Here is a 22,951-nt window from a genome sequence, read left to right on the forward strand (position 1 = left end):
GGTTTCAATCGTCATTCGGACTTCGGAATTCGTCATTCCGCGCCCTAGGCGCGGGTCATCCTTTGACCACACCCAGCGGCTTCATGCGCGCCACCTTGCGGCAGATGCCTGCCCGTGTGCAGACGTCCACGACCCTGTCCACATCCTTGTAGGCGTCCGGCACTTCCTCACGCAGCACCTCGCGGCTGGCGGCCATCACCATGATGCCCTTCGCCCTGAGCTCTTCGGCGACGTTGCGACGCTCGGTCTCCTTGAGCGCGCGGGTACGGGACCATACCCGGCCGGCGCCATGGCAGGCCGAGCCGAATGTGTCGGTCTCGGCTTTCTCGGTGCCCAGCAGCAGGTACGAACATGTACCCATATCCCCGGGAATCAACACCGGCTGGCCGAGATGGCGGTAGCGCGACGGCAGGGCGTGGCTGCCGGTCTGATTATGGCACTGGGTTCCGGAACCGGGCCTGGCCGGTCCGAACGCACGCGTGGCTCCCTTGCGGTGAACGCACAACCTGACGCAATCCTTGCCGACCGCGTGGGTCTCGAACTTGGCGATGTTGTGGGCGACGTCGTAGACCTGGCCCATGCCCAGTCGCTCGAACGGAAGCCCGAGCACCTGGCCGAACGCCTCGCGTACCCAATGCGCGATCGCCTGTCGGTTCGCCCAGGCGTAGTTGGCCGCGCAGACCATCGCCCCGAAATAGCGTTTGCCCTCAGGCGACTCGATGGGCGCGCAGGCGAGCTGCCGGTCAACCAGCTCGATGCCGTACTTCTTCGAAACCGCGCCGAGCGTCTTCACGTTGTCGTCGCATATCTGGTACCCGAGCCCGCGCGAGCCGGTGTGGATCATTACCGTTATCTGGCCTTCGGCAATCCCGAGGTCTCGCGCTGCGCCGAGGTCGTAGACCTCGGCCACTTCCTGGATTTCGAGGAAATGGTTGCCCGCTCCGAGCGTGCCCAGTTGCGGCATCCCGCGTTCCAACGCGCGCTCCGACACTCCGGTCAGGTCGGCCCCGGCCATGGCTCCGTGCTCCTCGGTGAACTCGAGGTCCTCCTCCGTGCCGTAGCCCTTTTCGACCGCCCAGCGGGCACCCCGGGTCAGGACCTGTGCCACCTCGGTCTGCGAGATGCGGATCTTGCCCTTTGACCCGACGCCGGATGGCACGTTTTCGTACATCGCCCGGACCAGCTTCTCAAGTAGTGGACTGGTGCGGGACATGACCGAATCGTCCGACGATTTGGATCGTGTCCCAAGCCCGAGATCCTCTCGCGTCAGCTTCGTCCGGAGCATCCGCACGCCGCAATTGATGTCATAGCCCACGCCGCCGGGCGAAATGACGCCCTCGCTCGTCTCGAACGCGGCCACACCGCCGATGGGAAAACCGTAGCCCCAGTGGATGTCAGGCATCGCCATAGACTGCCCAACGATCCCGGGCAGGGTCGCGACGTTCGCCACCTGCTCCGGCGCCTGGTCCTGCTTGATGTCCTCGAGCAGAGAGGTATCCGAGTAGATGATGCCGTCCACGCGCATCTTCGGATTGTAGCTCTTCGGAATCCGCAGCCGGGTATCGTCAATCCGCTCTAACGGTCCGTTCCAGGTGGGCATGAGAGAGTATAGAGACGAGGGACACCGTGCGCAACCAGCGACCAGTGCCCCCCAGGACAAGACGAAGTCAGAACCTAGAAGCTAGAGCACAGACCGCGGAATTCCGGAACACTCCAACCCCTGTAATCTCGCTTCCAACTTCTGGCTTCGTTCGACCATAAACGTTCACCAGCAAGTCTCCAATCCCGACACCGAAATCCCGAAGGCACGAAAGACCCGTAACAGACGGGTGCAGAACGCCACCAGCCCGTTTCATTCCGTCTTCGTGTCTTGGTGGCCGTCAATATCGGACTCAGTCCGGTCATCGCTGCTTGACTCAGGTCTGCCGGAGGCTAAGCTCCCTGCCTTACCCAACAGGAGGACTGTATGATGATACGATTTCTGCTTCTTCTTGCAGCCGGACTGACTTCGGTTCAGGCCGCCGGGCTCCAGGTGCCGCGGTACGGACTGAAGCCGGGCATGGTGCTGTGGTACTCGGGCCTGTCCGACACAAAGGACCCGCACGGCACAAGCCACAGCGCGCGACTGCGCGAGCACTGGATGCTCAGCGATTCCGGCGGAACGTTCCGGGTGCTGATGCGCGTCGTGGACAACTCATACAGGACCGATACCGCCGGCAAGCGAATCGACCAGCCGGCGCAAAGCGGCTGGGAGCTGTTCGAGATGACTCCGGACGGGAAGTTGCTGCGCGACCAGTCGACCATCGACGTGGACGTGTCGGCGCTGTTCCCGCCGCTGCCGCCCGACTCGGGCGCTGCCGCGGCCGGCTGGCAGCACACCGACACCTTCGTCGGGTCGGTAGACCACTACCGGCTGGACAACAAGAGCCTGTCCGACAGCTTGTGGCTCATCGACTGGAACCGGTCCACGCCCTTCGACAGCATCTACGGGCCACAAACTGCCAAGGCACGCGTGACTTTCAACACCCGGCGCGGTCTGCCGCTGCGGCGCGAGAGCAGGAGCGCGGACACGGCAAACAAGCGGGAATCGCAGGGGACAATCGTGCTCGATTCCGTCACGAAGTTCGACGCCGCCAGTCTGCCGCCGCAAATTCGGGCGGTCCTCGCCTACTTCGATGTGAAGAAGGCCTACGACGCAGAAGGCGACAAGGCCGACCCTGACGACACTACCGGCGCGGCCGACAAGCGCGCCCTGGCAATCCTCCAGAACGCGCTTGAACATACGCAGGACAGCACCGTGGCCGGAATGCTGAAACGGGACATCAACCAGCAGCAACAGTCAAGCGCATACCAGCTCGCCGAAACCAAGACTCGTGTGGAATGGCGCGGCAAGCCCGCTCCGGCGTGGGCGCTCACCGACCTCGACGGCAAGAAGCACTCGCTCAGCGACTATCGGGGCAAGGTGCTCGTGCTCGACTGGTGGTACAAGAACTGTCCGTGGTGCATGCTCGCCATGCCCAAACTCACCGAGGTCGCCCGGCGCTACGCCGACCGGCCCGTGGTGATTCTGGGCATGAACGTGGACAAGGACACAAACGACGCGCGGTTCGCGGTCACGAAGGTCAAGCCGGGATACTCCAGCCTCATCGCGGGCAAGGAAACCGCAAAGCAGTACGGCGTGACCGGCTACCCGACGCTCTTCATCGTCGACAAGAAGGGCAAAGTCGCGGACGTCCACGTCGGGTACGACAAGGACCTCACAGCGTTACTGTCTAAGAAGCTCGATGCTCTCCTAGCGCACTGACCTCGCCGACCTCTAGTTTCGCGCGGGGCTTAGGCAGGCCCCGCCGGGTCAGAGCTTGTGCTTGAGCTTAGGCTTGCTCTCATGGCCTGAAGCTCCCCAGTCGCCTGCCGCAACTGCAGCGATGCAACGCCTACTGGCTCGACATTACCAGTCGCTTGTGGATGCGGTCGGTCTTGCCTGAGTGCTCATAGTCGAGCACGTACTCGTAGGTGCCCGGCGCGACATGACGGCTATCGTCATTGGTTCCATCCCAAGGTACGATGTGGACACCGGCGGTCATTGGCACTTGGTCATTGGTCATTAGTCTACGTACTCTCTCCCCGGCACGGGTGTAGATGGTCAGGCTCACCTTGCCGGCTTCGGGCAGGCCGATGACAAACGAGGTGCTAGTGCTGAATGGATTCGGGAAGTTGTGGATGGAGAAGCCCGGCATTAGGGTCAGGTTCAAGACGGCTGTGTCCGCAACCAGCGTGTCATTGCCCAGGCGCCCGGCTATCAGGAACGTCCGTTGAGCAAGCGACGCCGTATCGCCTATCAAACCAGAAGACGCCGTCACATCGAGCGAGAACCAGCATGACTCGCCTGGGGCGACGTAGCCAAGGTCAGGTATTCCGTCACCATCCGTGTCCGTCAGGTCCTTCGCGCCGGCCGCGTCACGGAGCCAGACGTTCCAACCCGCCGACGCGGACGGCCGCGCCACTTCGACAACTCCGCCAGTGTCTCCCTGAACCAGAGCATAGAATCGATAGGTCTTGCCTTGGCCGGCCTGGAGCTGGTCCGACTGGTCCGGCCCTATCTGCAACGACTGCGGATACGTCTGCACCGAAGAGCTGACCTTGTCGTTGGCACGGTTCACATCACTCGCCAGCATCGTCGAGCAACTTACCACCCATTGACCCGGCGGCGCTACCCATTCTGAGAACGTCAGGTCCATGGTGGAGTCAGGCGAGAGCGCCTGCGTTACAGTCACCGTCCTGCTATAGCCCGTACTGATGCGGAACTGCACCCCGAACAATCGCTCCGCAGTGGTTCCGAAGTTCTTGATTCTCACCTTCGGCATCGCGGTGTCGCCGGCGCGCAACAAGCCAGGCGGCGCGAGAATCGCGACCGCCCCGACATCGTGCCTCGGCGGGCCGTTCACCTGAATCGACTCTCTGAAGGTATCATTGGCCGGTTTCTGGTCACCGGCCAGCGACGTGTAACACGTGACCGGGACTGAACCGACCGGACCCGCAGTCCACGCAGGGAACGCCAGTGTTTCCTGCGGCACCGAGACCAGCGTCTCCTGTACAGTTTGGGAATAACCGGAGCCGATTTCCATCGTCACCGGGAGTGTACCCGAAGTCAGACCGAAGTTGCGGACGACAGCACGCGGGACATACGTGCTACCTGAATCGGCGATTCCGGGTGGCGACAGAATGGCTACCGGGCCGACGTCGAGAACGCCGTTGGTCTTGATGAGAAAGACGTCATCGCTTCCTGCACCGGCCGAGGCGGTGTAGCCCGCGACGACGTAGCCGCCATCGGCGGCCTGCCGGACCGAGTAGCCTTCGTTGTCGCCCCTGCCGCCATAGGTTCTGGTCCAGAGCGTGTCGCCCTGAGAATCAGTCTTGACGAGATAGACGTCACCGGGTCCTACAAAATACTGGGAGAAGGTCGCGCCGACAATAATGTAGCCACCATCGGCAGTCTGCTGGACCGAGGAGCCGTACCCGCCGGGCGCTCTCCCATACACTCTGGTCCAAAGAGTATCGCCCTGAGCATTGGTCTTGATGAGATAGACATTAGAGTTGGTAGGTGTCCCCGGACCGAAGGAAGAGGTCCCGCCCCCGATGATATAGCCGCCGTCAGTAGTCTGTTGGACTGAGTTGCCCACGTCATCGCTTGTCCCGCCATAAGTTCTGGTCCAGAGCGTATCGCCTTGGCCGTTGGTCTTGACAAGGTAGACGTCATACCCCCCTGCACCAAACGAGCCGGTACTGCCGGCGATGATGAAGCCGCCATCGGCAGTCTGACAAACCGAGTTCCCCACATCGGTGCTGGCCCCGCCCAAAGCTCGGGTCCAGAGCGTATCGCCTGAGCTATTTGTCTTGATGAGATAGACATTGGCGCTGTTCGGTGTGCCGGGACCGAAGGAGTAGGTGTAGCCTGCAATGACGTAGCCGCCATCCGAAGTCTGCTCGACGGAGTTGCCCACTTCGTCATCCAGCCTGCCAATAGCTCTAGTCCAGAGTGTGTCGCCATGAGCGTCGGTCTTGATGAGATAGACATTGGCGTAGTCGGGCGCGCCCGGGCCAAAAGTGTTGGTGTAGCCCGCGATGATGTAGCCGCCATCCGAAGTCTGCTGGACAGAGTAGCCCTCGTCATCGCCTGTCCCGCCATAGGTTCTGGTCCAAAGCGTATCGCCTTGAGCGTTAGTCTTGATGAGATAGACATCATAATTCCCTGCACCAAAGGACGCAGTCAGCCCCGCAATGATGTAGCCGCCATCCGAAGACTGCTGGACAGACCGGCCCTCGTCGTCATCTGGCCCGCCGTAGGTTCTCGCCCAGTTCGTCTGGGCAGAGGCAATCGAAGCAAGGCAGCCAGCGGACAGCAAGACGCTGACCACCGGCAAGACGCCGATCCTCATCACGGGATTCTAAGATTCGTGGACGGCGATGTCAAATCGGCGGGTCGGACGGCTGACAGCTAGCGGCTCACGGCCGGAGGCCTTGGCGGGAGCCACATCTGACGTGAGTCAAGGGTCAGAGGCCAAGAGCCAAGAGGCAGAACGCAGAGGGATGCCGACGAGATCGCAGACCTCAGCCGGGAACTAACCTCGGCGCGGACCCTGTGGGCGGCGTTCACGCTCGCGGTACTGGTCTGGGGCGGCGCGCAGATTCACAACTCACACTGAAAGACGAGCGCGGAGTGAGCGAAGGAGCGCCACAGTAGTCATGGCTTGGCTCCGCTTTAGCGCAAAACAGGACTTCAAGGCACGCACGTCTACAGAGCTACTATGCAACACTAACTAGTCAATCTAACTTCAATGATTACGTGTCTTACGTATACAGCCGCAGCTATTTCTTCTACCATCACTGGCTTCTACTAGACCGTCTACCAGACCGTCCGGTAGACCGTCTGGTGGACGGTCCAGTAGTGGGTCCAGCGGTCAGACCTGTGGTTGGTATCGTAAACCATAGTTAGATTCGACCGGTAGTCTAACTATCGGATGGACTGACGGTTGCACTACTGGGTGGTATTCTGAGCGGACTATGGGTTGGTCTTGTGGATTAACAGGCAGACGGTTTGCCGATTGAACCTGCGTACGGACCTCAGAGCAGTACGGATGACTGTCTGTAGGGCGGTCTAGGAGACTGTGAGTTAAACGCTATGCCGGACTAGGCCTGGCTAGATGCGTGCGGTCAGGCTTCGGGCTTGGTCAGCGGGGGTGACCAAGCCGGCGAGGTGGCGAACCGTTTGTCAGACAGCACCGGTATGGCTTGGCGGTGTCTGCGAAGAGGAAGTCGAGAATTCCCCTCGAACTGTGTTCAAGGGAGCGTAGCAGGATGAATCTGAAGGAGCCATTGTCGGTGCGTCCGGGCGTGCGGCGAGTTGAGCTTTCGGGCGAGCTTGGCAGGGAGCAATGCTCTGAGCAGTTGTTTGAGCGATGCGAGGTCCACTGGCGGGAGCATGCGAAGATGCAGGTTGAGGTCGACGTGGAGGTGCAGTTGGGATTCCGGTTGGATGAGCTATGCAGTTAGCCATGGACGATGCCATGGAAGGAGCGATGCGGCGTGCGATGTGAGGTGCTGTGTTCGCGTCTCTGCCGAGTCTGCGGTTCTGACCTTGGCGCTCTTGGCGGTTGCGACAGCCCGGGTCTTGCGGCTCCTAGATTCCGGCCGGAGAATCTGCGTTATCTGCGTAATCTGCGGTTGTGCCTCTCGGTCGGGCTTGGGACACGATCCCAATTGCGGACAATTGGGTCATGTCCCCGCCCGGAACCACGGCATGAGCCTGCTTGTGTCTGTCTGTGTTCATCGGTGTTATCAGTAGTTGCTCTGAGAGACCCTTCGACTCCGCTTCGTTCCACTCAGGGTGACACTTCGTGTCGTCTGCGGCATCCGCGTAATCACCGGGTACTGCCCGGACCGGGACCGGGAGGGCTTGACTTTTGCTCTTGTCCGAATATCCTACACTGTCTGATTATATGCACAGAGCACCCGGTTACATTATCTTTGTACTGGTTCTGGCGGGAACAGCCCTCGCTCCACCGGTGCCGATTCCCCTGTCTCAGCAGCCCGTGCCGACCGGGACTTCGGCCCGTACCGTGCTGATATTCCTTCCCCAGCAGTTGTTCTCGGGCGAGGAGTTTGAGCCGGCGCTGGCGCAGCTTACGCGGGCCGGATTGCAGACCCGGATTGCCGCAATGAACACGGGCATAGCTTCGAGCCTGGACCAGGTGCTGGTGAACACCGACATCACCCTGCGTGACGCAGGCGTGTCGGATTATGCCGGGCTCGTGCTCGTCGGCGGGTCCGGGGCCGCGCTCTACTGGGACGATTCGCTGGTTCAGGCCAAGTGCCGCGAGTTCGCGGATAATGGCAAGGTCGTTGCCGCCATCGGCATCGCGCCGGTGACGCTGGCCCGCGCTGGAGTGCTGAAGGGCCACACGGCGGCCGTGTTTCACGACCGTGACGCCATCAACTGGTTGAAGCAGGGCGGTGCGAGGTTCAGCTTCAAGAACCTGGTGATCGACCGCAATATCATCACCGCGGCCACTGACGACCAGGCGCGCGCCTTCGGCAAAGCCGTGGCCTCGGCGGTGCTTGAGACCAGGTGACATGCGCGTGGCGATTCAGAGGGTGACGAGGGCGAAGGTCACGGTCGACGGCGAGACCATCGGCGAGGTCGGGCCCGGCATGCTGCTCCTGGTCGGCGTGGGCCGAGAGGACAGCGAGGAAACGTGCCGGCGGATGGCGTCGAAGGCCGCCCGGCTCAGGATTTTCGATGACGAGGCAGGCAAGATGAACCGCTCGCTGCTCGACACCCACGGCCAGGCGTTGGTCGTGTCGCAGTTCACGCTCTACGCCGATACGAGCCGGGGACTGCGACCGTCGTTCACGAACGCGGGTGAGCCGACGCGGGCGAAGGAGTTGTACGAACGATTCGCGTCCGAGCTTTCGCACCTGGGTGTGCCGACCCGTACCGGCCGGTTCGGCGCCCACATGTCCGTCGAGCTGGTTAATGACGGGCCGGTAACGTTGATGCTCGAAGAGCCGAGTCAAGGCCAGGGGTCAAGGGGTCAAGGACTCCAGGATTCCAGTCCGAGCACTCGACCCCTCGAATCCTCGAATCCTGGAACCCTATCCGAGAGGAGCGCTGCCAGTGGTTAAGAGCATGACCGGCGTAGGCCGGGCCGAAGCGATTCTGCCGCCGTGGGGCTCGAAGATTGTCGTTGACATCCGCTCGGTCAACCACAAGTATCTGGAGCTGGTGGCCAAGCTGCCGCCCCAGATTGCCGCATATGAAGGCGAGGTCCGCGACATGGTCCGTCGCCGCGTGCGCCGCGGCTACATTCAGTTGCAGGTTTCGCTCGACGAGAGCGCCGAAGCTCCGACCCTCGCGCTCGACCGCCGTATGGTGCGCGACTATCTCCGTTTGTCGCGCGAGCTGCAGACGAAGTACCGGATTCCGGGCGAGGTCGACATCAACACCGTGCTCGCCTATCCCGGCATCGTCGCTCCGCAGAAGGCCGACGCCGACCACGGCAGGCTCTGGATCAAATGTCGCGCCGTCATCGCCCAAGCTCTGAACCGGCTGGTGAAGATGCAGCAGACCGAGGGCGCGGCGCTGATCAGCGACCTGAAGAAGCGCGTTACCAAGATACGGAGCGCGGTCCGCGCCATCGAGCAGCGCGTGCCGGAACGCCTGAAAGAACGACGCGCTAACCTCATCGCCCAGCTCAAGGACTTGAACGTCGAGTCCGACTCCAAGCGCATCCTCGAAGAAGTCGCCTTCATCAGCGAGAAAGTCGACATCCACGAAGAGTGCGTGCGCCTGAAGAGCCACTGCTCGTTGTTCCTCGGCGCGCTCAGCTCGTCAGCGGCGTCAGGCAAGAAGCTCGACTTCATTGCGCAGGAGATGCTGCGTGAGACCGACACCCTCGCGGCCAAGGCCCGCGACATGATCATCTCGCGCCGGGCAATCGAGATAAAGGGCGAGATCGAGAAGCTGAAGGAACAAGTGCGGAATGTCGAATAGGGCAAGTACGAACTCCGAACGCCGAACTCCGAAGTCCGGGGCCCCATCTTCGGCGGTTGGCGTTCGGCATTCGCCCTTTCTGATTGTGCTCTCTTCGCCGTCCGGCGCGGGCAAGACGTCAATCAGCCGCGAGGTGGAACGTCGCGACCCGGACGTCTTCTACTCGGTATCGGCCACGACTCGGCCGAAGCGGGATGGCGAAGTCCACGGCCGCAGCTACTTCTTCTATTCGAAGAAGCAGTTCCAGCGGCTGGAAGCGAGAGGTGGCATGATCGAGAGTGCCAGTGTCTACGACCACCGGTATGGCACTCCGAAGGCGCCGGTCCTGCGCAATTTCCACGAAGGCCGCGACGTGGTTGCCGACCTCGATATCCAGGGGATGCGCTCGTGCCGGAAGGCGCTGCCCGGCATGGTCAGCATCTTCATCACTGCTCCCGACTCGGCCGAGCTCGGCCGGCGGCTCCGCAACCGCGGCACCGATTCGACCGAGGCCGTGAAGCGGCGGGAGGCCGACCGCGAGATGGAGCTGGCCGCAATCCCCGAGTTCGATTATCTGGTGGTCAACGACCGGCTGCAGCAGGCGGTCGACGACGTGATGGCGATTATCCGGGCCGAGAGGCTGCGGACATCGCGAATGAGTCCGACCGCACCCCAATCCCTAACCCCTAACTCCCAGTCCCTAGATCGAAGGAGGCCACGGAAATGAAAATAGTCTCACCCGAAGCACTGAAGAAGGTCTATCCGAACAAGTATCTGGCGGTCAATATCGCCGCTCTCGAAGCCCGGCATGTCATCGAGGGAATGCACAAGGACGAAATCACGTTGCCGGTCAGCCCGTACGAATACGCGCTTGAACGGACCCTGAAGGGCGAAGTCAAGTGGGCAAGGATGACTGAGGCGGACATCGAGGCGCTGGCCCGTGAAGGCTTCGAGGAGCCGCCCATCAGTCGGATGCCGTTCCTCCCGCCGCCGACGCTCTAGTCCCCGGCTGGCGCTCTGCCGATGGTTCTGCGAACCAGCCGCGCTGCCCGGTCGCGTAGTCCCAGGCCGCACCACGTATTGCTCGGCGTCACCGGCGGCATCGCCGCCTACAAGGCGCTCGAACTGGTGCGGCTGTTCCACAAGGCCGGCTGGGATGTCCAGGCAGTGATGACCGAATCGGCCCGCAAGTTCGTCGGCCCTGAATCGTTCCGCGCCCTCACCGGACACCCGGTCGCGCTGGAGCTCTTTCCCCGAACTCGTCCGACCAGTCCGACGAGTCAGACCGGTCAGACTCCAGGTCGCATCGAACACGTCGACCTTGCGACCTCGGCCGACCTCGTGGTCGTTGCGCCGGCAACCGCCAACATCATCGGCAAGCTCGCCTCAGGAATTGCCGACGACCTGCTCTCAACGCTGCTGCTCGCGATTCCGAAGAAGACGGTGCAGGACGGAAAGGTCATCTTCGCGCCGGCGATGAACATGAACATGTGGCAGAACCCGGCCGTCGCGGCCAATATCAGGCAGTTGTCCGCGGCCGGGTACCGGTTCGTCTCCCCGGGCGAAGGCGAACTTGCCTGCGGCACGTCCGGCCCCGGCCGCATGGCCGAACCCCAGGTCATCTTCGAGCAGTGCCGCACGGCCCTCCGCGTCAGCCCGTCCCCAATCGGCCATGCTCCGCTGTTCGCCGGCACCCGGGTTGTCGTCACTGCCGGCCGTACCGAGGAGCCGCTCGACCGGGTGCGCGTAATCACCAACCGTTCGTCCGGCCGGATGGGAGTCGAACTCGCCCGCGCTTTCCTCGACGCCGGAGCCGAAGTGCGGCTCATTGCCGGAGAGCTGTCAGTGCCGCTGCCGACGGGAGTCACGGTCATTCGGGCCACGACTACTGAGAAGATGCTCAAGAGTGTTCTTGCCGGGCTTCCTCGGACCGACGTGCTGGTGATGTGCGCCGCGGTGGCCGACTATCGCCCGGTCCATGCCGCACCCGGCAAGCACCACGAACCCGCCATTACGGTCCGGCTCGAACGGACGCCGGATATCCTGAAAGAAGTGAGCCGGCGCCATCATCATGCGCTCGTTATCGGCTTCTCGCTGGACGATTCTGCGGCGCGGGCGCGGACCAAGCTTGAAGACAAACGCCTTGACCTGATTGTCGCCAATCCCTTCGCCACCGCCGGCTCGGGCGCCATCAGAGCCCGGCTCGCCACCCGCAGCGGGAGGCCGCGCAACCTGAAGCCGATGTCCAAACCCGATTTCGCCCGCGTGCTCGTGGGCGAGGTGGCGGAACTGCTCCACGGAAGGACGAAGAAATGAGCCCCGAGACCGCTCCTGAGTCTTCGCTCCGCAAACCCCCGCAGGCGCTCGAGGCCGAGGCGGCGGTCATCGGGGCGATGTTGCTCAATCCCGACACTGTGCCCACCGTGCTCCAGTACCTGAAACCCCATGACTTCTATCTCCAGACCCACCGTCGGGTCTACGAAGCCGTCATCACTCTGTTCGAACAGAACTCGCCGACCGACATCGTCACCGTCACCACCGAGCTGAAACGGATGAAAGAGCTCGAAGCCATCGGCGGACAGTCCTTCCTGTCCGCGCTGCTCGACGGCGTGCTGACCACCGCCAACTGCGAGGAGTACGCCCAGCTCGTACTCGAGAAGTCCGTGCAGCGCCAGCTCATCAGCACCGCGACCGAAATCGTCCAGGCCAGCTACGACGAATCGCGCCGGGCCAACGAACTGGTGGAAGAAGCCGAACAGAAGATATTCAACATCCGCGAGGCGGGCTCCCGCCGCGGCTTCGCCAACATGAAGGACCTGCTGAAAGTCGAGATGGAGCGGGTTGAGAAAGCGATGGCCGACAAGAAGCTGATAACCGGCATCGAGACCGGCTTCACCGATCTGGACGAAAGAACCAGCGGGTTCCAACCCGGGGACCTCATCATCATCGCCGGCCGCCCCGGCATGGGCAAGACCGCCTTTGCGCTCAGCATTGCCGCAAAAGCCAACACCCGTCGCCCGGTTCCAACCGCGATATTCAGCCTTGAGATGTCGGCCGAGGCCCTGACGCAGCGGCTGATGTGCTCGGAGGCGGGTCTGAGCATGCACTCGCTGCGCCGCGGCATGCTGACTCCGCGCCAGCGTACGCGGCTGGCGGCCACGCTCGGCGGGCTGTACGAAGCCCCGATCCACGTGGATGACACGCCCGGGCTGACTGCGCTCGACATGCGTGCCCGCGCCCGGCGACTGAAGTCCCAGGGCCCCCTCTCCATGGTTATCATCGACTACCTGCAGCTGATGGAGGCGACCACCCGGCGACGTGAGGCCAATCGCCAACAGGAAATAACCGAAATCACTCGCGCGCTCAAGGCCATGGCCAAGGAGCTGGAGATCCCGGTTGTCGTGCTCTCCCAGCTTTCCCGGGCGACCGAGAAACGTGACGACCGCCGGCCCCAGCTCGCCGACCTGCGCGAGTCCGGCTCAATCGAGCAGGATGCGGATGTGGTGCTCTTCCTCTTCCGTCCGGCAATGTATCAGAAAGGCGAGAACGTCGACCCCAACATCGAGCACGAGGCCCATCTCGACATTGCCAAGCAACGCAACGGACCGACCGGCGAGATTCCGCTGACCTACCTGCCTGAGTGCATGCGCTTCGAGAACCCCGCCGGCCGCGAGATGCAGGGACCGCTGGGCCCGCCCGAGGAAGAAGAAGCCGAGGACGTCCTGCCGGAATGAGAACGGCTAACAGCCTACAGCCAACAGCTAGCAGCTCGGATACGTTTCCCGGTTCCAGGTCTGCAGTTCATCCCTCATCCTTCATCCTTCATCCTTACGCATGAAGTCTTCTGCTTTCGTCTGCCAGAACTGCGGGTTCGAAACTCCGCGCTGGCTGGGCCGGTGTCCGTCCTGCGGCCAGTGGAACACGCTGGTCGAGGAACAGCGGGTGGCGAAACGCGCGGGCAAGGTCAACGAGCGCGTGCGCGTCGCGACGACCGGCGCCCGTCCGGTCAAACTCAGCCAGGTCGTTTCCAGGTCGGCCAAGCGTACTTCGACCGGCATCGGCGAGCTTGACCGCGTTCTCGGCGGCGGGCTCGTTCCGGGCTCGCTCCTGCTCATCGGTGGCGAGCCCGGCATCGGCAAGTCGACCCTGACGCTGCAGGTCTGCAACGAACTCGCCAAGGCCGGCACCAAGGTGCTCTACGTCACCGGCGAAGAATCGGCCGAACAGGTCCGCCTCCGCGCCGAACGGTTGTCGGCAAAGGCTGACAGCATCTACATCCTCTGCGCGATTGACCTCGACGAGATACTGGGCGCGGCCGATGAAGTGCAGCCCGGCCTGCTCGTCGTCGATTCCATCCAGACGATGTTCCGTTCGAGTCTCACGAGTGCGCCGGGCAGCGTCGGCCAGGTCCGCGAGTGCACGGCCGAGATGCTCCGCCTGGCCAAGTCGCGCACCGTGACCACGTTCATCGTCGGCCACGTCACCAAGTCCGGCGCCGTCGCCGGCCCCCGCACCCTCGAACACATGGTCGATACCGTCCTGTACTTCGAGGGCGAGGGGTTCCAGCAGTACCGGATCGTCCGTGCCGCCAAGAACCGGTACGGCTCGACCAATGAGATCGGCGTCTTCGAGATGACCGAATCCGGCCTCGCCGAAGTCGCCAATCCGTCCGAGTTCTTTCTCTCCGGCCGCCATCCGGACGTGTCCGGGTCAGCGGTCGTCGCTACCATCGAAGGCACCCGGCCCCTGCTCGTCGAAATCCAGGCCCTCGCTGCATCCACGCCCTTTGCCCTGCCGCAGCGCGTCGCCACCGGTTTCGACGCAAGGCGACTGAGCATGCTCCTCTGTGTGCTCGAGCGCCGGGCCGGAGTCAGCGCCGCCGGACAGGACATCTTCGTCAACATCGCCGGCGGCCTGAAAATCCAGGAACCTGCGGCCGACCTCGCGGTCATCGCGGCCCTGGCGTCTTCGATTCGCAACCAGCCGTTGCCCCAGGACGCGGTGTTCATCGGCGAGGTCGGGCTGGGCGGCGAGGTCCGCTCGGTCGCCCGCACCGAGTCACGCATCGCGGAAGCGGCACGGCTGGGATTCACCAATGTGGTAGTGCCCCGGCGCAGCGTCACCAAGAAGACGCGCACCGCCGGGGCGCAACTGAAGCCTGTTGATACGGTCCGCGAGGCGCTCGGTGAAGTACCTGATTTCTGAGCCGCCCAAGCCGGACCACCGGCGCAAGACCAGACGAGTGCAGATGCTAGATGCTAGAATGCAGAACACAGAAGTTCGGGGCGCTCAAGCCTCCGCAATCTCGCTTCTCGCTTCTGACTTCGACCATGATTCCTCGTCCATCTGCGCCGGAATAACCAGTAGCAGCCCGAGAACCGAACGGACAATCCAGAATTCAGAAACCAGAAATCAGAATTCAGAATTCCTGAACACTCTACCTTCTGTACCCTGCCTTCTGCTTTCTGACTTCGGTCGTACGTTCTCGGGCCATACGCCTCCGGGTACCTGCCCGGGGCGGAGGAGTAATGCTTTTCGGCAACAAGAAAACGTATGTCATCGACTATGAGACACTGACCGACCCTCGCATCGCCGAGTTCATCGCTTTCGGCCTGATGCAGGGCAAACTCCTGCTCCCTGAACCGGACCACCCAACGGACAAGGGCGGAAACGACCACGCCAAACGCCGTGCCTGGGAAACCATCGAGAAACTGAAGGCAATCCCCGGCGTCACGGTCAAACTGGACAAGAACCTGTTGAAGAAAGACCAACTGCTGGCTGCGGTGCGCAAGAACAAGGCCACGCTCGTCACAGCCGACCCGAACCTGAAGACCGCCCTCGGTGACGGCAGCGCGGTCACGACGAGCGAAATCTACAACCTGTTCCGGCCGACCTACCTGCCCGGCACCGAGCTCAAGGTCCGCATCGCCAAGAAAGGCAAAGAGACGGACGAAGGCATCGGCTACCTCGAAGGCGGCATCAAAGTCGTCGTGTCCGGAGCTGCCAATACGGTAGGCCAGGAAATCGAGGTCGTCATCCAGGGCGGGCTCGACACCGACGTCGGCCGGGTCGTGTTCGCCAAGCCCCGCTTCGCCGAGGTCAAGTAGGCATCTCGGAATCGAAGCCGGACGCCTGCCTTGGCGTCCGGCTTCTTGCTTGGCTCGTTCTGCCGAATCCAACGAGATAGCCAGGCCCGGATAGATCGGAGGTCAGGACTCAGAATTGCAGGCGTCCGAACTTCTGATTTCTGGTATCTGAATTCCGGTCTCTGACTTGTCCGGTCCTCTAAATCGGGTACTCGTACACCAGCACCTTGCCGATACGCGGGTGCGGCTTGAGGCCGAGTGATGCGAACGCCGCTGCCATCTCGTCGCTCGCCGCCATCCCGCTGATGCTCTTCGCTCCGCAATCGTACGCCACACGGGAAATGAAGGAACGGAAAGCCGCGAGCGCCTGTCTGTTGCCGGCGACGAAGGAGATGTCGAGATCGTTCCCATGGTACCGGTGCGGCCTCAGCACAAGCAACCCTGCCAGACTTCCGCCTGACCGATATCCGAAAGCGTAACCGGAACGCGCCAACTCCGCCATGTATCGCCGGTCGAGGGTCCGGAACAGCCAGGTGTACTGCAGCAGGCCCTTGCTGGCCGCGAGCTCCGAGCTTCGCCTGACGTAGTGCAGCGCCTCAGCAACCGATGGCGTGACGAGCGCTGGTCCCGGCCGTGACTTCTTGGGCTCGCCGAGAAAGAACCGGTACTGCGCGAGTGGTTTGAAACGCATCACGGTCTCGATGATGTGGAGCGACTCGTGGTTCACGTCGGCGGTTGCGAGTCGGAGCGAGACCGGCCGTGATTCAAGCGTCTTGTCCAGCACCCGACGCGACAGCTCCTTCCCTATCCCCTGCTTGCGGCATTCCGGATCGACCCGCAGGCCTTCCAGCCAGTACTCTCCCGGTGACAGTTGCGTCGCCTTGCCATAGCCGACGATTCTCCGTCGAAGCTCTGCTGCCCAGAACCCGCCGTCTTCCACCCAGCGGTCGAAGAAGAGCGGCACGTAGTCGTTGCCTTCCCATATACGGCGTGAAATCCGCAGCACGGCAGGCTTGTCAGCCAAGGCCATTGGTCGAACGCGGAGCGTCGCGGACGCCACTCGCCTAGCGCCCCTCGCTGACTGCTTATGGCATCCCGAATCGCCGCGCCGCGAATTCTGCTCTCTGGATTCTGGTTTCTGACCTCTGAATTGTCTGGATCCGCTCATGCGACCTCCCACGCGACTTCGTTGTGTACCCATCGGTTCCGGTAGTAGCCGACGGCGAGAATCCCTGCCTCGACGACGATGGAAACACCGATGCCCAGCCAGACGCCGATGACGCCGAGCCCCATCGCTCGCGCGAAGAGCAGCGCGGCCGGAATCTTGATTCCCCAGTTGGAGACGAGCGCGGCAACCATCGGGTTACGGGTTGCCCCAGCCCCACGCTGGGCGCTGTCCCAGGCGGTCGACAAACCGAGTACGATGAGCATCGGCGCGAGCACGCGCAGGTACGCAGTGCCGTAGCGCACGACGTCCGGGTCGCCGTTGAACACACGCACGAGCAAGGGGGCCGACAGAAACAGCACGGGCATCACCGCAAGCTGAAGCAGAGAGGCGATCCAGAGGACACGCTGACTGACCTTCAGCGCCAGCTCCGGCTTCTGCTGTCCGAGGCTCTGGCCCACGAGCGTCTGCCCGGCCGAGGCCAGACCGCCGAGATAGATATACATGAGCTGCAGCAGTCTGAGCCCGATGCCGAATGCCGCGGTTGCGGCCGTGCCGAACCGGGTCACGATGCCGAACAATAGCATGCCGGTGAGCGGCCGGGTGATGGCCTGCAGTCCGGCAGGAATCCCGATATTGAGAATCGTCTTGACCGCCGCGGGCCTGACCGGCCCGCGCAGAGTGAGAAGCTCGCGCCGGTGCAGTAGTATCGCCATCGCCACCAGCCCGCCGGATTGAGACAGAACGGTTGCCAGCGCCGCTCCGGCTGCGCCCAGCCGCGGCAGGCCCAGCCAGCCGAAGATGAGCAACGGGTCGAGCGCGAAGTTGAGGACGTTGGTCGCGAGGGTGATGAACATCGGCGTCCGCGTGTCTCCGAGCGCCTGGAACCCGGAATAGAGCACCATCCCGGCGAAGAAACCGGGCAGCACTGCCAGCAGTATCGCGAGGAAACCCCGGCCCGCGGCCACGACGTCGGGCGCCGCTCCGAACCAACCCAGGATGCGGCCGGAGAGAATCACGCCGAACACGGCCAGCGGAATCGAACCGAGCACCGCCAGCATGAGCCCGTGCCGCAGGCTCTCCCGCACACCGGCTCTGCTGTCCGCGCCGGCCGCGCGCGATGCGGTCGCGAGCACGCCGACCATCACCACCTGCCCCAGCGAATAGAGCACGCTGAGCACCGAGCCGCCCAGCGCCACCGCGGCCACGGTCGCCGCGCCCAGCCGGCCGACCCAGAACATGTCGACAACGGTCAGCATCGTGTACAGCAGTTGCCCGGTCATCACCGGCCAGGCAACCTGCCATATCGCGTGGCCCAGCCTGCCGGACAGGTCAACCGTGCTCAGACGTGTCTCTTCAGACATGAAGCGAGATACTACCGAAGAGAACTGCGGGCGCAACCGCAGATTACGCAGATGACGCGGGCGGGGACATGACCGAATCCGCCGAGGATTCGGATCGTGTCCCAAGCCCGAACGGAAGGAGACGACCGCTGATGTCGCAGATTCAGGATTCGGACAGAGGAGAAATCAGAATCGAGGACGCGGAGGGAACGTTCACAGATTACGCCGATTCCGCCGACTAGAGACGCGGACGGCGAGAACCGCAGACGACGCGCAGCGTCGCCCTGAGCGAGTATGACGAGTCGAAGGGTCTCGCCCGGAAAGGACTACCACGGATGTCGCAGGTTCCTAACCAGAACCCCTGAACCCCAGAACCCGAACGCTGGAGCGCGGGCTCAGGACGAACCGAAGAGCCGGAGTTCGAGTTCGCCGCGGTCGATTCCGAGATGATGCGCCACGCTTGCCAGGATGTACTCAAGCGTGCCCACGCGAAGCGACTCGTGGGCCGGTATCGTGACGTGGTGCTCGCCACGCTCGTGCGTCGTCAGGCGCATGTGGCTGCCGACGCAATGCGTCACCTGGTAGCCGAAATGCCCGAGCAGGTGCGCCAGGTGCTGGCCCGAGACATCGCGCGGCAGCTTCACGGCGTGATTGTCTCTTCGCGCACGACCTGCACGAACCGCAGCTTGATCGCGTCCGGCTTGGCGCACTCCGCGGCGTGGCACACCGCGGCCTCGCGCACGTTGGTGTAGAGTTCCTCCAGCGTATCGGCTTCGGTCACGATGCACCCGCACGACGACCGGGCAACAAACCCGCCGTCCCGCTCCTCGACCATGAACTCAACCGTTGCCATTAATCCTGCCTTTCAGGTACTGATGAGGCACATACCATTATACTCGACCACAACAGAGCCCGCCAGATAGGACAACCGCAGATTACGCAGGTCAGCCGCCACCTGGCGCTCAAGTTCGGACACTGGAAACTGGTAACTGGGAACTGGAAACTCGCAGCCAAAGGCTGCGCTGAAAGCTCGTCAGAAAGCTCGTTTCAGAGTTCGCCTGAAAGTACCTTAGAAAGCTTACTCGAAAGCTCACTTCATAGCATCTTCCATTGCTCAGCTCAAAGCTCGTCACATCGCATCGCGCATCGCTCATCTCAAGGCTCAGCGCATTGCTTCTCACATCGCTCGCTGCAAAGCTCCGTCGAAAGCTCGCGTCAGAGTTCTTTTGAAAGCTCGATTCAAAGCTCATCTCAAAGCTCGTTTCATCGCTTCTTCGAAAGCTCCCCAAGAGGCAAGCCCCCAGGCGACCCCTATATGCGGATTTTCCGCGACACGACAGTATTTAACCGACCGAGAGTAATTGAGTTACGCTCGGTTGGCGAGTGTCACTGAACCTCCAGTTCTTTTTGCCGTCTCGGTGAACCCGGAGTCCACTCGTTCATCGTTCCACGTCTCCGGTTTTGCCTTTTGGCTCTTGGCTTCTGCCTCTTGACCTCGTCCCCGCCGTCGTGTCCTAAGTCCTCCCCGTTCGGGCATTTCTTGTTTCTGGTCTCTGAATTCTGGTTTCTGAATTATCCGGTCTTCTCTGTCCCCTACACGGCTGGGGGAGTTCCTGTCCCCCATCCGGCCCTCGTTCCTGCGGCCGGCCCAGCCCCGGAAACAGCGGCCGTTCCAGCCGCTGCAACGGCAACCGCTCCGGCCCCATGCTCGGCCCTCGCACCAGCCTCCGGCACTCGAACCCCAACAGCGCCTGATCCCGGCACTGCTCCTGCGCCCTGAACCGCACCTGGTCCTCGTATCGCAACGGCTACCGGCCCTGCTGCCGCAACGGCTTTCGTGCCTGTGCCCGTAACAGCATCTGTTCCCGGCCCCGAAACAGCGTCCGTTCCGGCCCACGTTCCCGCACCCGAAACAGCCGCCGTTCCTGCTTCTGCAACGGTATCCAGCCCTGCGCCTGCCCCATTATTCCTGTGCGTCCGCATCCGTGCGTCCGCTTGACTCCGGGCCATGCACGAATAACATCCCTACTGATGCAAGGCCAAATCCGGCCAAACCCGACGTCTCCGTCGCTGCTCGGAACTTCGTCCTCAGGTCCTGACGTGAATCCTCCATCCTCCGACCTCGGTCTTTCTTCCTCGCCTCACTCTTCAGTCCTCTTTCCTCAGTCCTTTTCTCGTCCCGCGCCCCGCCGCAAGCGTATTGCCTCGCCTGTCCGCAACCCCGCCCGAAATGAGTGAGGTTTCCCTGAAATCCCGTGAGCAGTTGTCCCCGGAGACGCGTGGCGCTTGTCGGCCCGTACGTCCTAGCGGGTTTTTAGGTGCTTGACAGCACGATGGGCTCGACCGATAATCGAGCATGTCGTGCCCAAGTGTGGCAAGGCCCGCGTCCCGCGACCTTATTTCCTCGCCCGTCCGCAACACCGCCCGACATGAGCAGGCGTCTCCGCAATTCCTTGACCGACTCGACCAGAACCGCGAGGTCTTCCTCTCCGGCGACTACAAAGAAGAACAACTCCGCCTTGAGTTCCTCAACCCCTTCTTCACCGGGCTTGGCTGGGACATGTGTGAGAAAGGAGGCTCATCGTGAGCGTTTTCGGCAAGCCGCTTGACGTGGTCGCCAGCACAGACATCGAGGCCCTGAAGTCCACCGGAGCCCAAGAGTCCCAGTATCTAGACTACAAGAGAGACGCGTATGGGAGCGACACGAAAGAACTGCTGAGAGACATCACTTCGTTCGCAAACGCCTACGGCGGCGAGGTCATTGTTGGGGTCGAAGAAGACGGGGACGGACGGCCGCAGAGCATCCCTGGTCTCAATGAGTACAAGTTGGAGTGCACTCGCTACGAACAGAGCGCAATGACCGGCATTGATCCGAGAATCCCCGGACTCAAGGTCTACGCTGTCCCATTCGCCGACCCAGCGAAAGGGGTGATCATTGTCAGCGTTCCACGGAGCAGCCGTGCTCCGCACATGGTTACCGTTGGCGGCGAGGACAGATTCTGGAGGCGTCACGGCAGGCACAAGAGCAGAATGACGACAGCGGACATCGGCGAGTCGTTCAGGTTCGGACGTGAGTACCTGAAACTCTCGGAAGACTACCTGGAGGGTGCCAAGAGAGCAGCCCTGAACTCAGGGATCTCCGAGCCAAGGCTGGTTCTTGGCGCGCTGCCGGCATTGCAGCCCGAGCGACCCATCGGACCCGGCGAGGCATGGGCCAGAGAAATCCTGGCGAGGCCGCACGGCAAGCAGAATCGCGCGTCGCTGTTGCCCGAGATGGACCCCCAGCACGAGGAGATACGACCCACGTTGAGAGGCTTGGTCAGATTGTGGCGGGCTGAGCCTCAACAACCGTCCCTTGCGTTACACAGGAATGGATACCTAGAGCTCCGCAACAGGTGCATCACGGGCATCGGCGGTGTTCGCGAAGACGAGATCGAGTTTGGGGGCTTCGCATCGCTCTGTGTCGATTTCTTCCGGCTCGCGTCTCAAGTCTACCATAAGCTAGGGTATGAAGGCGAAGTCTTCGCCTTCGGTGCCATTGCGAAGACGGAAGGACTGAGACTACGCGACATGCCGGTCGCCCTCACCGGCGGTTCCGACCATCGCTCCCGCGACGCCGACCCGCGGGGATGTCCGGAAGTCCCCAACCTAGTCGTAGAACCGTGGTCGTACTCGACGAGTGAGACACCTGAGTCACAAGCTCAACGGTTCGCGGACGTGGTATACAACGCATTCGGGCACGAGCGCGCACCCTCGATTAAGGACAGCCAATATGGTCACGTCTGATCTGTGCCATGGTACTACGACCTACAAGGCGGTCGGCGCGCTACGACCAGAGGACAGGAAGCATGATGATGGGCGGCACACGCCTTGAGATGACAAGACTGCCCGTTTCCGCTGCAACCTGCCCATGACGGAAGGCGTCCGACCCTCAGTCCGAAAGAAGGGACCTTGACCCGCGACAGGAAACGGTTCGTTCCACGGATTTGCTCGTGATGGCGGCAGACACCGTCTGGGTTGGAATTCGACAGACTGGATCTACTGCCACCATCCTCGCCCTGATAACTGCGCTGGCCGCAATTGGGGCCTCGATCCTCGCGGCCATCTTCTCCTTGGGGCGCGAGAAGAGAATGCTCAGGGTCCGTCTGCGGTATGATGCCTGCAGGGCGGTGTCCCGTCAGCTGGACAAGACCCAAGCGGCCCTCGGGTCCATCAGTACGCTGGTTGCCACAATTGGCCATGGTTGGATGCCGTCGCAAAGCCCTCCCAAGCGCGTGGCGAGTGGTGAGGCGCGGGCCGACGTGATACCTGAACTGGCGGGCACGTACTACCAGGATGAGGAGTCGATTTCCTTCGCTCGGCTCCAGATTAGGCTGTCGAGGGAGACCGTGGGCATTGCCAAGACATTTCTAGACCAAGAGTTCCTACTGGCCGACATGCGGCCGGCCGTCACGGCGCTCAACGAGTCGTCTCTCCGGCTGCATACCGCACTCGACGACCTGGAGACGACGCTCCGCAAGTTCGCTGACGGTAAGGCTACCCACGAGGAGGTCACGGCCAGAAGCGGCAAGGCACTGACTGTCCTGTTCAGGTACGAAATACACCTATTTCAGTTCGCATGGGCGCTTCAGCGACTCGCGGTGGGCGATGTCACTAAGCATCAGAAGCCTCTAGATTTGTTCACCACCAATGACCCCGAGGAACTCATTCTGACAAAAGACGGGTTCGTTGCGGCCAAACACACGGAGTTCTTCAATCCATCCAGGAAGAGCCACGGCTGACGTGGGCGCTTCTATGAGGGGTCTCCTGTCCACAACCGCGCGCGACC

20 protein-coding genes and 1 pseudogene are annotated in these 22,951 nt (G+C 62.3%); 14 read left to right on the forward strand and 7 right to left on the reverse strand.

The annotated features are described in order from the left end of the window. Positions 1 to 55 precede the first annotated feature (55 nt). Positions 56 to 1,600 (reverse strand): RtcB family protein, encoded by a 1,545-nt coding sequence (locus VMH22_13215; GenBank protein HTW92648.1) that lies wholly within the window; start codon positions 1,598 to 1,600, stop codon positions 56 to 58. A 366-nt stretch (positions 1,601 to 1,966) separates the two neighbouring features. Here VMH22_13215 and VMH22_13220 point away from each other — a divergent pair, with 366 nt between their 5' ends. Next, positions 1,967 to 3,304, forward strand: a complete 1,338-nt coding sequence (locus VMH22_13220; protein HTW92649.1) for a TlpA disulfide reductase family protein — start codon at positions 1,967 to 1,969, stop codon at positions 3,302 to 3,304. A 130-nt stretch (positions 3,305 to 3,434) separates the two neighbouring features. Here the strand turns inward: VMH22_13220 and VMH22_13225 are convergent, their stop codons facing one another. After that, entirely contained in the window at positions 3,435 to 5,936 is a 2,502-nt protein-coding gene (locus VMH22_13225; GenBank protein ID HTW92650.1) for a FlgD immunoglobulin-like domain containing protein, read from the reverse strand. Positions 5,937 to 6,855: 919 nt separating this feature from the next. On the opposite strand from VMH22_13225, the gene VMH22_13230 reads away from it, so the two are divergent. The 10 genes and pseudogenes from VMH22_13230 (at position 6,856) to VMH22_13275 (ending at position 15,636) form a co-directional block, all read left to right on the forward strand. Next, entirely contained in the window at positions 6,856 to 7,050 is a 195-nt protein-coding gene (locus VMH22_13230) for a hypothetical protein (protein ID HTW92651.1), read from the forward strand. 446 nt (positions 7,051 to 7,496) lie between these two features. Beyond that, on the forward strand, positions 7,497 to 8,129 hold the full coding sequence (locus tag VMH22_13235) for a DJ-1/PfpI family protein (protein HTW92652.1): 633 nt from the start codon (positions 7,497 to 7,499) through the stop codon (positions 8,127 to 8,129). 1 nt (position 8,130) lies between these two features. Beyond that, positions 8,131 to 8,562, forward strand: a pseudogene (gene dtd, locus VMH22_13240) (D-aminoacyl-tRNA deacylase). Between the two features lie 112 nt (positions 8,563 to 8,674). Further along, complete coding sequence (locus VMH22_13245; protein HTW92653.1) at positions 8,675 to 9,550, forward strand: YicC/YloC family endoribonuclease; 876 nt, start codon at positions 8,675 to 8,677, stop codon at positions 9,548 to 9,550. Between the two features lie 85 nt (positions 9,551 to 9,635). After that, complete coding sequence (gmk, locus tag VMH22_13250; GenBank protein HTW92654.1) at positions 9,636 to 10,256, forward strand: guanylate kinase; 621 nt, start codon at positions 9,636 to 9,638, stop codon at positions 10,254 to 10,256. After that, complete coding sequence (locus VMH22_13255) at positions 10,253 to 10,531, forward strand: hypothetical protein (GenBank protein ID HTW92655.1); 279 nt, start codon at positions 10,253 to 10,255, stop codon at positions 10,529 to 10,531. The genes gmk and VMH22_13255 overlap by 4 nt, the downstream gene beginning before the upstream one ends. Before the next feature lie 21 nt (positions 10,532 to 10,552). Beyond that, positions 10,553 to 11,845, forward strand: a complete 1,293-nt coding sequence (coaBC, locus tag VMH22_13260; GenBank protein HTW92656.1) for a bifunctional phosphopantothenoylcysteine decarboxylase/phosphopantothenate--cysteine ligase CoaBC — start codon at positions 10,553 to 10,555, stop codon at positions 11,843 to 11,845. Next, the gene (gene dnaB, locus VMH22_13265) at positions 11,842 to 13,263 is read left to right on the forward strand and encodes a replicative DNA helicase (protein HTW92657.1); all 1,422 of its coding nucleotides are present in this window, start codon (positions 11,842 to 11,844) and stop codon (positions 13,261 to 13,263) included. Before coaBC ends, dnaB begins: the two co-directional genes overlap by 4 nt. A 100-nt stretch (positions 13,264 to 13,363) precedes the next feature. Then, positions 13,364 to 14,734 carry a DNA repair protein RadA gene (gene radA / locus VMH22_13270; GenBank protein HTW92658.1) on the forward strand — a complete coding sequence of 457 codons (1,371 nt, stop codon included), beginning with the start codon at positions 13,364 to 13,366 and terminating at the stop codon, positions 14,732 to 14,734. A 323-nt stretch (positions 14,735 to 15,057) separates the two neighbouring features. Beyond that, positions 15,058 to 15,636 (forward strand): hypothetical protein, encoded by a 579-nt coding sequence (locus tag VMH22_13275; GenBank protein HTW92659.1) that lies wholly within the window; start codon positions 15,058 to 15,060, stop codon positions 15,634 to 15,636. Between the two features lie 178 nt (positions 15,637 to 15,814). On the opposite strand, the gene VMH22_13280 is transcribed toward VMH22_13275, so the two are convergent. The 5 genes from VMH22_13280 to VMH22_13300 form a co-directional block, all read right to left on the reverse strand. Next, a complete protein-coding gene (locus VMH22_13280) occupies positions 15,815 to 16,639 on the reverse strand; it encodes a GNAT family N-acetyltransferase (protein ID HTW92660.1) in 825 nt (274 codons plus the stop codon). Between the two features lie 140 nt (positions 16,640 to 16,779). After that, positions 16,780 to 18,144, reverse strand: a complete 1,365-nt coding sequence (locus VMH22_13285; protein ID HTW92661.1) for an MATE family efflux transporter — start codon at positions 18,142 to 18,144, stop codon at positions 16,780 to 16,782. A 374-nt stretch (positions 18,145 to 18,518) separates the two neighbouring features. Then, positions 18,519 to 18,767: a type II toxin-antitoxin system HicA family toxin gene (locus VMH22_13290; protein HTW92662.1), complete on the reverse strand. Its 249-nt coding sequence runs from the start codon at positions 18,765 to 18,767 to the stop codon at positions 18,519 to 18,521. Beyond that, complete coding sequence (locus VMH22_13295; protein ID HTW92663.1) at positions 18,764 to 18,976, reverse strand: 2-oxoisovalerate dehydrogenase; 213 nt, start codon at positions 18,974 to 18,976, stop codon at positions 18,764 to 18,766. The genes VMH22_13290 and VMH22_13295 overlap by 4 nt, the downstream gene beginning before the upstream one ends. A gap of 955 nt (positions 18,977 to 19,931) precedes the next feature. Beyond that, positions 19,932 to 20,087, reverse strand: a complete 156-nt coding sequence (locus tag VMH22_13300; protein HTW92664.1) for a hypothetical protein — start codon at positions 20,085 to 20,087, stop codon at positions 19,932 to 19,934. Positions 20,088 to 20,479: 392 nt separating this feature from the next. Here VMH22_13300 and VMH22_13305 point away from each other — a divergent pair, with 392 nt between their 5' ends. From VMH22_13305 to VMH22_13315, 3 genes are all read left to right on the forward strand, one after another. Beyond that, a complete protein-coding gene (locus VMH22_13305; protein HTW92665.1) occupies positions 20,480 to 20,710 on the forward strand; it encodes a hypothetical protein in 231 nt (76 codons plus the stop codon). Beyond that, positions 20,707 to 21,909, forward strand: coding sequence for an ATP-binding protein (locus VMH22_13310; GenBank protein HTW92666.1), 1,203 nt, complete (start codon positions 20,707 to 20,709; stop codon positions 21,907 to 21,909). The genes VMH22_13305 and VMH22_13310 overlap by 4 nt, the downstream gene beginning before the upstream one ends. 200 nt (positions 21,910 to 22,109) lie before the next feature. Further along, positions 22,110 to 22,904 (forward strand): hypothetical protein, encoded by a 795-nt coding sequence (locus tag VMH22_13315; protein ID HTW92667.1) that lies wholly within the window; start codon positions 22,110 to 22,112, stop codon positions 22,902 to 22,904. Positions 22,905 to 22,951: the final 47 nt, after the last annotated feature.

The organism is bacterium, from assembly GCA_035505375.1.
GTDB lineage: Bacteria > Hydrothermota > Tepidihabitantia > Tepidihabitantales > Tepidihabitantaceae > UBA2258.